Source organism: Brevibacterium siliguriense, assembly GCF_900105315.1.
GTDB lineage: Bacteria > Actinomycetota > Actinomycetes > Actinomycetales > Brevibacteriaceae > Brevibacterium > Brevibacterium siliguriense.
In genome coordinates this window covers 3,263,927-3,276,144 of sequence record NZ_LT629766.1, presented here as the reverse complement: position 1 = coordinate 3,276,144, position 12,218 = coordinate 3,263,927, and the positions used below count along the sequence as shown (strand labels likewise).

The window sequence follows — 12,218 nt, the reverse complement described above, 5'->3', positions numbered from 1 at the left end:
GGTAGTAATTGGGTCAGTGGATGAAGACGGCCACGATGACGTTGATGACGGCGAAGATGACGACGAGGTGCGCCATGGTCGCTGACGGGTTCTTCACCGCCACGGCACCGCCCTCGGCCGGGGCAGAGGCGGTGAAGGCCTTCTGCTTCTTGTTGCCGAGGAAGGCAAAGACAGTGACGAGGATCGCCACGACCAGCTTGATGCCGATCTTCATATGGTTGACATCGCCATCACCCATCTCGGCCAGGCCCACGAGAAGCAGGCCGGTGACCAGCTGCAGATAGGCGCCATGCAGCATTCCGGGCATCACTCTGGGGGAGCGGATGACGGTGAAATAGCCACCGACGATGATGGCCATGCCCAGCAGATGCAGGGTCAGAAGAATCTCGCGTAGAATTTCCATACAGTTAATCGTAGTGGCATGATGGTGTCTCGTGAGCGCGGGCCCCTCTACTGGTGCACGCTGTTCCGCCCTGGTGTAATGGCAGCACGCCGGCCTTTGGAGCCGTGCAGTATAGGTTCGAATCCTATGGGCGGAGCTGGCCCAAACCGACATGCGAAGGATTCAACTATGTCGCAGACTCATCCGACCGCTGTCATCGTTCTGGCAGCGGGCCAAGGCACTCGAATGAAGTCGGCTCTTCCCAAGGTGATGCATCCCATCGGCGGACGCTCCCTGCTCCATCACTCCGTCGCAGCGGCGGCCGGAACCTCTCCCGAACACCTCATCGTCGTCGTCCGCCACGAGCGCGATCAGCTCGTCGCCCACCTCGACTCCCTTCCCGTGTCCTCCCAGCGGACCCTGCTCATCGCCGATCAGGATGAGGTCCCGGGGACCGGGCGCGCCACCGAATGCGCGCTCACCCAGCTGCCCGAGGACCTCAGCGGAACCGTCGTCGTCACCTACGGAGACGTGCCGCTGCTGACCACGGAGACCATCAACGGCCTCGTCGAGGTCCACGAATCCAACGCCAACGCCGTGACCGTCCTGTCCGCCGAGGTGGACGACCCGACCGGGTACGGCCGCATCATCCGCGACGAATCCGGCTCCCTGCTGCGCATCGTCGAACAGAAGGACGCGAACGAGACCGAACGGGCCGTCCGTGAGATCAACTCCGGCATCTACGCCTTCGACGCTTCCTCGCTCAAGGAGGGGCTGGCCGCTCTGACGACCGACAACGCGCAGGGCGAGAAGTACCTCACCGACGTCATCGGCCACTCCCGTGAAGTCGGCCGCGCCGTCGCCGCCACCGCCACCGACGACCTGTGGCAGGTCGAAGGCGCCAACGACCGCGTGCAGCTGGCGAACCTGGGCAAGGAGCTCAACCGCCGACAGTGTGAGAAGTTCATGCGTGCCGGAGTCTCCATCATCGACCCGGACACCACCTGGATCGACGTCGACGTCTCGATCGCCGCCGACGCCACTATCCTGCCGGGCACCCAGCTGCTCGGCGCCACCGACATCGGAGCGGCCGCCGTCGTAGGCCCCGACACCACGCTCAAGGACACCGAGGTCGGAGAGCGCGCACAGGTCGTGCGCACTCACGGCGAACTCGCCGTCGTCGGCCCTGACGCCGCAGTCGGACCGTTCGCCTACCTGCGTCCGGGCACCAAGCTCGGCGAGTCCGGAAAGATCGGCACCTTCGTGGAGACGAAGAACGCCGATATCGGCAAGGGTGCGAAGGTGCCCCACCTCTCCTACGTCGGCGATGCTGAGATCGGGGAGGGCTCGAACATCGGAGCCGCCTCGGTGTTCGTCAACTACGACGGAGTCAACAAACACCGCACCGTCATCGGCAAGCATGCACGCATGGGCTCGGACAATATGTATGTCGCCCCTGTCACCGTGGGCGATGGCGCCTATTCGGGTGCAAGCACGACGGTGCGCAAGGATGTCCCTGCAGGAGCACTGGCCATTTCGGTGGCCCCGCAGCGCAACCTGGAGGGCTGGGTCCAGACAAACCGTCCCGGCACGCCTGCAGCGCAGGCAGCCGAAAACGCATCCGAAGGGGAACGGATCAGTGAATGAGATAACGACGGCGGGCGATAAGAAGCTCGTCCTGGTCAGCGGTCGGGCGAATCCCGAACTCGCCGAACAAGTCGCGGAGAACCTGGGGACCGAACTCCTCCCCACCGACATCTACAACTTCGCGAATGGTGAGATCTACGTCCGCTATTCCGAGTCAGTGCGCGGCAGCGACGTATTCGTCCTGCAGTCGCACTGCGCTCCCATCAACGAATGGCTGATGGAGCAGCTGATCATGGTCGACGCCCTCAAGCGTGCTTCGGCCAAGCGCATCACCGTCATCGCTCCGTTCTTCCCGTACGCCCGGCAGGACAAGAAGCACCGCGGACGCGAGCCCATCTCCGCCCGCCTCGTCGCCGATCTGTACAAGACCGCCGGTGCTGATCGCATCATCACCGTCGACCTGCACACTGCGCAGATCCAGGGCTACTTCGACGGCCCAGTCGACCACCTCATCGCGATGCCGATCCTCGCCGGCTATGTCAAGGACAAGTACCCCGGCGAACTCGCCGTGGTCTCGCCCGATGCCGGACGAATCAAGGTCGCCGAGAACTGGTCGAACTCGCTGGGCGGAGTGCCGCTGGCCTTCATCCACAAGACCCGTGACATCACCCGGCCGAACGAGACCAAGGCCAACCGCGTCGTCGGTGAGGTCGAGGGTCGCACCTGCGTGCTCGTCGACGACATGATCGACACCGGCGGCACTATCGTCCAGGCCGCCGATGCCTGCATGGCCGCCGGCGCCAAGGGCGTCATCGTCGTGTCCACCCACGCCGTGTTCTCCGGCCCGGCCGTCGAACGCCTGTCGAACTCCGTGGCCGAAGAGGTCATCGTCACGAACACCCTGCCGCTGAGCGAAGACAAGATCTTCGACAAGCTCACCGTGCTCTCCATCGCCCCGCTCATCGCCCGCGCCGTGCATGAGGTCTTCGAAGACGGATCGGTCACGAGCCTCTTCGAGGTCTGAGACCACAGGTTTCGAGACCACACGGTCTGTGAGTGCGACCGCCCCTGCGAGGGCGCGGACGCTGACGATCGCGGAACCCCGAGTCGGCCACCGGCTCGGGGTTCCGTCGTATCCGGATCCGGCGCCTCCGACGCAGGCGCACCGGAGGGGCAGACCCACGTGGTCCCGCATCCGGACCCATCGTCCCCGCCGTCGTGAGGTCCTACACTGGAGGCAACGCCTAAGCGAAGGGAACAGGGACGATGTCCTCACACGATTACAACCGGTACCGCGTGGACGTCCCCGGCGGGCAGCTGTCCGTGGGAGTGTGGGAGCCGGTGGCCACCGGTCCCGGACGCGTGCCCACCGTGTGCGTCATCCACGGCATCACCTCAAACCACCTGTTCTTCGCGGGCCTCGTCTCCGCCCTGCCCGGGGTCCGCATCATCGGCCCCGACCTGCGCGGACGCGCCGACTCCCGCACCCTTCCCGGCCCGTTCGGGATGGCCGCCCACGCACAGGACGTCACCGCGGTCCTCGACGCCTTCGCTCCAGAGGGCCCGGTCACCCTGGTCGGTCATTCCATGGGCGGGTTCGTCGCCATGACCCTGGCCGGCATGACGGCTGAGCAGAACAGCGATACCGGCGCCGACGCGGGCAGGCGTTTCCGCGGCCCCGTCCTCATCGACGGGGGACTTCCGCTGCCCCTGGGGCAGCCCCAATCAGACGGCCCCGTCGATGACCTCAACGACGAGGACCTCGACACCGATGATCTCATCGCCGCAGTCCTCGGCCCGGCCGCCGAGAGGCTGTCGATGAGCTTCGGCAGCGTGGAGGAGTATCTGGCGTTCTTCGCCGCTCACCCCGCGTTCGTCGACGGCCTCGACACCGTGGCGACCGAAAGCTTCGTCTACGACCTGGCGGCCAAGGACGATCATTCGTTCCAGCCGTCGACCTCGGTGGAGGCGATGCAGGCCGATTCGGCCGACATGTACACCGGATCCGCCTACCGCGAGGCACTGGAGACGATCATGGGCAACGACGAGTCCCAGGCCGAGGTGGTATTCCTCTTCGCCGAACGCGACCTCGTCGCCGCCGAACCGGGTCTCTACCCGCCGGAGCTGACTGCCGACTTCGCTCAGACATGGCCGCAGATGGACATCGTCGATGTGCAGGGGACGAACCACTACGACATTCTCCTCACCGAGACCGGAATCGACGCGTGTGCCGCGGCCGTGACCTCTCGGATTGGTGCCGAATCGGACGGTGCCGTAGAATAGTCGGGTTGCCTCGGCGAGGGAGACGAATGTCTCCGTGATCGACGCGGTCCTGTCCCACGAACGTGAGCCCACTGGGTTCTTGGTTCGAGTGGGTACTCAGGCTGTTTCGCCGTGGTGCTCGAAGGTAAGTTCACCACGAAGGAGAGAAAATGGCTGACTTCAAACTTCTGGCCGAAGCTCGCAACGAGTTCGGCAAGGGCGCAGCGCGCCGTATCCGCCGCGCGGGACGCATCCCCGCTGTCATCTACGGTCACGGCGGAGACCCCGTGCACGTGTCGCTCGAGGGCCACGCCACCATGCTGGCTCTCAAGCACGCCAACGCACTGCTCGAAATCGAAAGCACCGACGGATCGAAGAACGTCCTCGCCATTGCGCGTGACGTCCAGATCGAACCCGTCCGTCGTGACATCGAGCACCTCGACCTCATCATCGTCAAGCGCGGCGAGAAGATCGAGGTCGACGTTCCGATCCACGTCGTCGGAGAAGCCGCTCCCGGCACCATGGTCTCGCAGGAAGAGTCGACCATCGCCGTCAAGGCCGATGCGACCAAGCTGCCCGAAATCATCGAGGTCTCTATTGAAGGCCGCCCCGCCGGCGAGCACGTTCTGGCCGGTCAGGTCGAGCTTCCTGCAGGCGTCGAGCTCATCGCCGACGAAGAGCAGCTGATCGTCAACGTCTCCGAAGAGATCGAGATGGACACCGAGTCCGACGCCGAGGAAGAGACTGAAGACTCGACCGAGGAAGAGGCTGCTGAGGAGTCCGGTGCAGAAGAGGCCTCCGAAGAGGAGTGATCTTCTCTCCTCATAGCACTCAAGGTGCCGTGAGGAGCACTGACTGACTACGCAGTTCGGTGGGTCGCCTGATGGGCGGCCCACCGAACTCGTTTCACAGCGGAGAATCTCGCCCGCCCCCGGCGAGCTGCAGCATCACCGCCCGGTTCGCGGGCATGGACAGGACGGACAACGACGGCAATGTCGAACGAAGCATGGTTGGTCTTCGGACTGGGCAACCCCGGTCCCAAGTACGAAACGACCCGGCACAACATCGGACAGATGGTCATCGCCGAACTCGCCTCCCGCATCGGAACCACTCTGACGCGGACGAAGCTGCGCGCGAACGTCGGCACCGGGCGGCTGCCTGGCGGCAGCGTTCCGGGACTGCCCGGTCCGCGGGTGGTGCTGGGCACCTCGACGGGATATATGAACGAATCCGGCGCACCGGTGCGCGCACTGGCCGATTTCTACGGAATCGATGCCGATCGGATCATCGCCGTCCATGACGATGTGGACATCCCCTTCGACGCCATCAAGGCCAAGCGCGGCGGGGGAGAGGGCGGGCACAACGGTCTGCGATCAATGACCTCGGTGCTGGGGACGAAGGACTATCTGCGGGTGCGAGCAGGAGTCGGACGCCCTCCGGGACGCCAGGACACCGCCGACTATGTGCTGCGCCCATTCACAAAAGACGAACGCACGACCCTGCCGATGTTCGTCTCCGACCTCGCCGACGCCGTTGAAGAGCTCATCGTCAACGGGCTCACCGACATGCAGCAGAAGTTCCACTCCCGCTGATCGGGGCTCAGTCCGTCTTCTGCTTCTCCGGGCGACGGTGCAGCCACCATGCGGCGAAGACGCCGCCGGCGAATCCGAACAGGTGGCCCTGCCAGGAGATGTCGTTGGTCTGCGGCAGCATCCCGAAGATCATCGATGCGCCGTAGGTGACGAAGAGGAACAGGCCGATGGCGAAGTAGATGATCTTGCGCAGCAGGTCATCGGTGAACCAGGTGCGCAGTGCGAGGTAGCCGAAGAATCCGAAGACGATGCCGGAGGCACCGACGATGTGCTGGCCGGGCAGGGTCGTCAGCCATGCGCCGAGTCCGGAGCTCAGCGCCGTGATGCCCGTGACGGCCCAGAAGCGCCGCCTGCCTTCGAACGCGATGACGATTCCGAGGACGATGAACGGGAAGGTGTTGGCCAGGAGGTGGCCGAATCCCGAATGCAGCAGCGGAGAGGTGACCAGGCCGTAGAGCGAGAGCGGATTCCATGACTGCAAGCTGAAGGCGTCGAGGTCGACGGGGAGGATCGCATCGAGGATCTCGATGACCCACATGACGCCCAGCAGAATCAGCACCGGAGCGAACCGGGAGAGCAGGTGCGGTCGGTCGACCGTAGTGTTCAGGTGTGCCACCGGGGGATTCGCGGAACGGCCGGAGCGGGGGGATCCGGAAGCGGCGGAGTCAGGGCCGAAGAGGAGACGGGATTCCTCGGCGGAGAAACGGGGGAGTGGTCGGTCATGCTCCAATTGTGGGCGATGAAGATTGGAGAACCCCGAACATCCGGGCCCAGCGAGCAATCGTGATCGTTCCGTTAGGCCCGTTATCGCCTCGAAATATTGTCGGCCGGGAGCGAGTTGCCCAGAACTATCTGTTCTGAGGGACTGCTCTGGTCGACCCGAGTGACTTGCCGTCTGCGTCGAGAGCTTCGACGACGATCGTCGACCCGTTCGGCCTGATGTCCGCCGCAGTTTCGAAACCGGTGCGCTCGACTTCGGTGTTCTCGGTCAGATGCTCCTCGTCGTCTCCGCTGAGCACCCTCCACGAAGCCACCTCGGTGGCACCGTTCCAACTCATATGCACGCGAGTGATGTCGGCCTGCGGGTGCGACATCGTCGCGGTCGGCGGAGCGGTCGGCTGGGCATGCCAGTCGAAACGGTACGCCCGGTAGTTCGATCCGCCGATGAAGGTGAGATCGGCGAGCAGCTTCCCGTCCTTGGAGAATTCCGAGACATAGGGTTCCGAACCCCAGCCGAGGACGACATTGCCGTTCGCCAGCTCCTGGAAGTTCCCCTGACTGCCCGAAGAACGGTCGTCGGGGGCGGGGTACTCCGTGACCACCTCGGCGCGTTTCTTCTTCTCATCGACGTCGAGGCGCAGTCCGCGGGTGTCACCGAGACGGGGCGCGGCGTGATTGTCGAACATGGTCAGCGTTCCATCGGGTCGGCGCTGAGCATCGTGCTGCCACGCGAACTGCGCGCCATCGCCCATCTCGAAGTCCGAGGCCTTGCCGCCCAAGACCCAGTTGAGCTCGGCGCTCTTCCGGTCGAGCTGGTAGACCGCATGGGTGTTGCGAGCCGAAACGAGGAGAGCGCTGCCGTCATCGTCCTCGGACACGGAGTTGAGATGGATGTAGTCGAAGGGCTCGTCCTTCGTGCCCTCCCCGTCCTTGAGCGCGGCCTCGGACTGGTCGACGGGGACCGCATCGAGGGAATGCCACTCGAACAGCGGATCGCCGGTGTCGATGTCGACCTCCTGGACGATTCCCTCCCAGGCCCAGCCGTCCTTGTCTCCGCCGACGGAGCTGAGATCCGTCTGCGTCTTCACATAGGAGATGAGGAACATGGTGCCATCGGCAGTGATCGTCGTCTCGTGGAGGTCGGAGGTGTCCTTGGGCAGCTCTCCGCCCATGCCGACACGGGCGATCTCCTGATACGAGTCATCGAGGACGACGACCTCACCGGCGGTGTGCGGCGTATCAGCCAGACCCTCCCACCACGTGAGCACCGGCTTGCCCTGATATTCCTGGACGCGCAGATCCCACAGCTGCTCGGAATCGTCGCGAATCCACATCGGGTCCCCGGTCGAGTCGAGGATGAGGCCGCCGACCCAGGACTTGTCGTCGGCTGCCGTCTGCCCCTTCGGAGCGAGGAACGTCTTGAGGTCTCCGTTGTCGTCGGGGAAGGACCCGGAATCGATATCGACCTTCGGCGGTGCGAGCTCGGGGCGGGAATGGAAGTCCCACCGTTCGGCGACGGCGATGTCCTTATCGGCATCGGCCGTGCACCCTGTGAGCAGGAGCGCCGCTGCGGCCAATCCTGCAAAGACGGTTCCCTTCATGGCCATATGCTCATCCTCACACGTTTTCGTCTCGCACGCCCCTCGACCGATGCGAACAGGACGCGAATGGGTCGTGTCAGCTGCGTGGCCTAGACTGTTCGGGTGCTCAACGGACTTGATCTCACCCGCCGGAATCCCACCATCACCGAACTCGTCGCGGCCTTCAATGACGCGAACACCGACGGTGGCACGATCGACGCGATCAAGGGACTGTGGCCGTCGATCCTGCGCCGGACCGTCACCACCGACGGGGCCGCCTCGGCGCCTCAGCTCATCGTCACCGCCACTACACGTGAAACCGAAGATCTCGCTCAAGCACTCGCCGACTGGGTGCCGTCGGCGTCGATCGCGATCTTCCCCAGCTGGGAGACCCTGCCGCACGAGAAGCTGTCGCCGCGGTCGGACACCGTCGGTCAGCGCCTCGAGGTGCTGCGCCGTCTGGCCCACCCCACTCCCGGTCGGGAACTGACCTTCATCATCGCGCCCGTGCGCGCCTTCCTCCAGCCGTTGGCCAAGGGGCTTGGCGACATCGAACCGGTCGAACTGGCCGTCGGCGACGAATTCGAGATCGATGACCTGGCCGAACGGCTTACCGAACTCGCGTACTCCCGCGTCGACATGGTCTCCAGGCGCGGCGAATTCGCTGTGCGCGGCGGAATCGTCGATATCTTCCCGGCAACGTCCGAGCGGGCGCTGCGTGTGGAGTTCTTCGGCGACGAAGTCGACGAGATCCGCGAATTCTCCGTCAGCGACCAACGGTCCATCCCCGCCGAAGACAGTGAAGAACCCCTGCACCTGGCGGCACCGCCGTGCCGGGAGCTGCTCCTGACCGATTCCGTGCGGAAGCGAGCCGCTGACCTCGCCGAGGATGTGCCCAGCGCCGCCGATATGCTCGACAAGATCGCCGGCGGCGTCGCCGTCGAGGGCATGGAATCGCTCACCGCCGTCCTCGCCGACGGTATGGAGCCGATCATCGCTCTGCTGCCGCCTGAGTCGAAGATCATCATCACCGAACCCGAACGCGTCGAGGCCCGTGCTGCAGACCTCGTGGAGACGACGAACGAATTCCTCGAAGCCGCATGGACCGGAGCCGCCGGTGGGGGAGAGACCCCGATCGACCTGTCGGCCGCAAGCTTCCGCACCGTGTCCGAGATGGAGGAGGGAGCTCGCCTCATCGGCCTGGCCTGGTGGGAAATCGGCGGATTCGCCGCCGACGAGGAGCTCGCCGGGCCCGAGGAGAACATCTTCTCCGTTCCGGCCCGCATCCCGAAGGGCTATGCCGGCGACGTCGAAGCGATCCTCGCCGACGTCAAAGGACTCATCCACGACAAGTGGCGCATCCTCGTGCTCACCGAAGGTCAGGGACCGGGCCGACGCATGGTCGAGGTGTTCTCCGAAGCCGGAGTGCCCGCATCCTTCGTCGATGACCCCACCGATCTGCCCGAAGCCCTGGTGACCGTGACGACGGCCGCCTCCTTCGGAGGGTTCGTCTTCGAGGATCTCAAACTCGCCGTGCTCACCGAGGCCGATGTGCTCGGTCGGGCGGCGGCTACCTCGACGCGGGATATGCGCAAGCTGCCCACCCGACGTCGGCGCAACCAGGTCGACCCGCTCAACCTGGCACCCGGCGACTACGTCGTCCACGACCAGCACGGTGTCGGACGCTTCGTCGAGATGACGCAGCGGACGACGGGCAAGGGTGCGAACAAGCACACCCGCGAATACCTCATCATCGAATACGCGCCAGCCAAACGCGGACAGCCCGGCGACCGCCTCTACGTCCCCAGCGATGCGCTCGACCAGGTCACCCGCTACGTCGGCGGGGAGAGCCCGAGCCTCAATAAGATGGGCGGCGCCGACTGGCAGACGACGAAGGCGAAGGCTCGCAAGGCCGTCAAGGAGATCGCCGGGGAGCTCATCCGCCTGTATTCGGCTCGACAGGCCACCGTCGGCCATGCCTTCGGACCGGACACCCCCTGGCAACGCGAACTCGAAGACGCCTTCCACTATGTGGAGACCGCCGATCAGCTGACCACCATCGACGAGGTCAAATCGGACATGGAGAAGACTGTGCCGATGGACCGTCTGATCTGCGGCGACGTGGGTTACGGGAAGACGGAGATTGCGGTCCGTGCCGCGTTCAAGGCGATCCAGGAGGGCAAACAGGTCGCCGTGCTCGTACCGACGACTCTGCTCGTCCAACAGCACTATGAGACCTTCGCCGAACGCTACTCGGGATTCCCCGTCACCATCGGCGCCCTCTCCCGGTTCCAGACCAAACAGGAATCCGAGAAGGTCAAGGAGGACCTGGCCGACGGCAAGCTCGACCTCGTCATCGGCACCCACCGACTGCTCAGCGGCGAAGTGCGGTTCAAGGAACTCGGACTCGTCATCATCGACGAGGAGCAGCGCTTCGGCGTCGAACACAAGGAGACGCTCAAGGCGCTGCGGACGAACGTCGACGTCCTCGCCATGTCCGCAACCCCGATCCCGCGCACCTTGGAGATGGCCGTGACCGGCATCCGCGAGATGTCGACCCTGGCCACACCGCCGGAAGAGCGCCACCCGGTGCTGACGTATGTGGGCAAGCGCGAAGACAAGCAGATCAAGGCCGCGATCCGACGTGAGCTCATGCGCGAAGGTCAGGTCTTCTACATCCACAACCGGGTTCGCGATATCGAAGCCGTCGCCGGCCATATCGCCGAAATGGTGCCCGAGGCTCGGATCGCCATCGCCCACGGCAAGATGAACGAAACCCGACTCGAACAGGTCATCGTCGACTTCTGGGAGAAGAAGTACGACGTGCTCGTGTGCACGACGATCGTCGAGACCGGAATCGACATCGCCAATGCGAACACCCTCATCATCGACAACGCCGACCGGTACGGACTCTCCCAGCTCCACCAGCTGCGCGGACGCGTGGGACGTGGACGCGAACGCGCCTACGCCTACTTCCTCTACCCGGCGGACACTCAGCTGACCGAGACTGCACACGACCGGCTGACGACCCTGGCCGCGCACACCGAACTGGGTGCCGGAATGCAGGTGGCGATGAAGGACCTCGAGATCCGCGGAGCCGGCAATCTGCTCGGCGGTCAGCAGTCCGGACATATCGAAGGCGTCGGCTTCGACCTCTACGTCCGGCTCGTCGGTGAGGCCGTGGCGAAGTTCCGCGGTGAGGAGACCGAACCCGAGGCGGACATGCGCATCGAACTGCCGGTCGACGCCCACCTGCCTGCCGACTACGTCGACCACGAACGGCTGCGTCTCGAGGCCTACCGGAAGCTTGCCGCGGCGACCGATGAAGCACAGCTGCAGGAAGTCCTCGATGAACTCACCGATCGCTACGGTCCCTATCCGGAACCCGTCGGCGTTCTCGCTGACGTCGCCCGGCTGCGCATCCGCGCCCGTTCCTCCGGGGTCAATGACATCGTCATGCAGGGCAACTTCATCCGGTTCGGACCCGTCGAACTCTCCGACTCCCAGGTGGTCAGGCTCAAACGCCTGTACCCGAAATCGCTGCTCAAACCGGCTCTGCGCTCGGTCCTCGTCCCCAAACCGATGGCAGGCAGCGGATTCGACTCCAAGGAGATGACCGATTCGGACATCCTGCGGTGGGCGCACCAGTTCCTCGACGCCATCCTGCCGGTCATCGAATCCGAAGCCACAGAGGTCAGGGAAGCCGGTGCGGCGACGAACGGTTGAGAACTCTCCGACTGTTCATCGCTGACCGGCCCACGGGCCGAGGCGGTGGCGTAGAGTGCGAAGCGCGGAGACATCCGCAGCAAGTGCATTTCACTCAGCCGACTGCTAAGGAGAATCACCATGGGTGTTGACGACAAGTTCGACAACAAGGCCGAAGACCTCGGCGGTCGTGCCAAGGAGACCATCGGCGATGTGACCGGTGACGAAAAGCTCAAGGCCGAAGGTGCCACCGATCAGCTCAAGGCCAAGACCAAGGATGTCGGCGAGTCAGTCAAGGACGTCGGCTCATCGGTCAAGGACAAATTCTCGAAGTGACCGACGAATCGGCCCTCACCGCTGTGGTGGTGGGGGTGTTTCATGCCGGCAGGA

Annotated in this window: 10 protein-coding genes and 1 tRNA gene; 8 read left to right on the top strand and 3 right to left on the bottom strand. The window is 64.6% G+C overall.

The features are described 5' to 3' along the window. Positions 1-13: 13 nt before the first annotated feature. Complete coding sequence (locus BLU88_RS14640) at positions 14-403, bottom strand: hypothetical protein (protein WP_092015492.1); 390 nt, start codon at positions 401-403, stop codon at positions 14-16. A gap of 64 nt (positions 404-467) precedes the next feature. On the opposite strand from BLU88_RS14640, the gene BLU88_RS14635 reads away from it, so the two are divergent. The 6 genes from BLU88_RS14635 (at position 468) to pth (ending at position 5,823) form a co-directional block, all read left to right on the top strand. Further along, positions 468-539: transfer RNA gene (locus tag BLU88_RS14635), tRNA-Gln, on the top strand. Between the two features lie 32 nt (positions 540-571). Further along, on the top strand, positions 572-2,029 hold the full coding sequence (gene glmU, locus BLU88_RS14630; protein WP_092015489.1) for a bifunctional UDP-N-acetylglucosamine diphosphorylase/glucosamine-1-phosphate N-acetyltransferase GlmU: 1,458 nt from the start codon (positions 572-574) through the stop codon (positions 2,027-2,029). Beyond that, positions 2,022-2,993, top strand: a complete 972-nt coding sequence (locus tag BLU88_RS14625) for a ribose-phosphate diphosphokinase (protein ID WP_092015486.1) — start codon at positions 2,022-2,024, stop codon at positions 2,991-2,993. Before glmU ends, BLU88_RS14625 begins: the two co-directional genes overlap by 8 nt. 242 nt (positions 2,994-3,235) lie before the next feature. Further along, complete coding sequence (locus BLU88_RS14620; RefSeq protein ID WP_092015483.1) at positions 3,236-4,252, top strand: alpha/beta hydrolase; 1,017 nt, start codon at positions 3,236-3,238, stop codon at positions 4,250-4,252. Positions 4,253-4,401: 149 nt separating this feature from the next. Continuing rightward, the gene (locus BLU88_RS14615; protein ID WP_092015481.1) at positions 4,402-5,043 is read left to right on the top strand and encodes a 50S ribosomal protein L25/general stress protein Ctc; all 642 of its coding nucleotides are present in this window, start codon (positions 4,402-4,404) and stop codon (positions 5,041-5,043) included. A gap of 180 nt (positions 5,044-5,223) precedes the next feature. Beyond that, complete coding sequence (pth, locus tag BLU88_RS14610) at positions 5,224-5,823, top strand: aminoacyl-tRNA hydrolase (protein ID WP_092015478.1); 600 nt, start codon at positions 5,224-5,226, stop codon at positions 5,821-5,823. A gap of 7 nt (positions 5,824-5,830) precedes the next feature. Here pth and BLU88_RS14605 read toward each other — a convergent pair whose 3' ends face one another. Both BLU88_RS14605 and BLU88_RS14600 read right to left on the bottom strand, forming a co-directional pair. After that, the gene (locus BLU88_RS14605) at positions 5,831-6,439 is read right to left on the bottom strand and encodes a rhomboid family intramembrane serine protease (RefSeq protein ID WP_231939448.1); all 609 of its coding nucleotides are present in this window, start codon (positions 6,437-6,439) and stop codon (positions 5,831-5,833) included. A 232-nt stretch (positions 6,440-6,671) separates the two neighbouring features. Further along, positions 6,672-8,150 (bottom strand): arylsulfotransferase family protein, encoded by a 1,479-nt coding sequence (locus tag BLU88_RS14600; protein ID WP_092015472.1) that lies wholly within the window; start codon positions 8,148-8,150, stop codon positions 6,672-6,674. 96 nt (positions 8,151-8,246) lie between these two features. Here BLU88_RS14600 and mfd point away from each other — a divergent pair, with 96 nt between their 5' ends. Both mfd and BLU88_RS14590 read left to right on the top strand, forming a co-directional pair. Further along, on the top strand, positions 8,247-11,849 hold the full coding sequence (gene mfd / locus BLU88_RS14595) for a transcription-repair coupling factor (RefSeq protein WP_092015469.1): 3,603 nt from the start codon (positions 8,247-8,249) through the stop codon (positions 11,847-11,849). A gap of 120 nt (positions 11,850-11,969) precedes the next feature. Beyond that, positions 11,970-12,164 carry a CsbD family protein gene (locus BLU88_RS14590; protein ID WP_092015466.1) on the top strand — a complete coding sequence of 65 codons (195 nt, stop codon included), beginning with the start codon at positions 11,970-11,972 and terminating at the stop codon, positions 12,162-12,164. The last annotated feature ends 54 nt before the right edge of the window (positions 12,165-12,218 follow it).

Bases quoted from the DNA above. Each gene is read 5' to 3' on its own strand.
- BLU88_RS14640 (WP_092015492.1), bottom strand. From the start codon at position 403: ATGGAAATTCTACGCGAGATTCTTCTGACCCTGCATCTGCTGGGCATG.
- glmU (WP_092015489.1), top strand. From the start codon at position 572: ATGTCGCAGACTCATCCGACCGCTGTCATCGTTCTGGCAGCGGGCCAA.
- BLU88_RS14620 (WP_092015483.1), top strand. From the start codon at position 3,236: ATGTCCTCACACGATTACAACCGGTACCGCGTGGACGTCCCCGGCGGG.
- BLU88_RS14615 (WP_092015481.1), top strand. From the start codon at position 4,402: ATGGCTGACTTCAAACTTCTGGCCGAAGCTCGCAACGAGTTCGGCAAG.
- pth (WP_092015478.1), top strand. From the start codon at position 5,224: ATGTCGAACGAAGCATGGTTGGTCTTCGGACTGGGCAACCCCGGTCCC.
- BLU88_RS14600 (WP_092015472.1), bottom strand. From the start codon at position 8,150: ATGGCCATGAAGGGAACCGTCTTTGCAGGATTGGCCGCAGCGGCGCTC.
- BLU88_RS14590 (WP_092015466.1), top strand. From the start codon at position 11,970: ATGGGTGTTGACGACAAGTTCGACAACAAGGCCGAAGACCTCGGCGGT.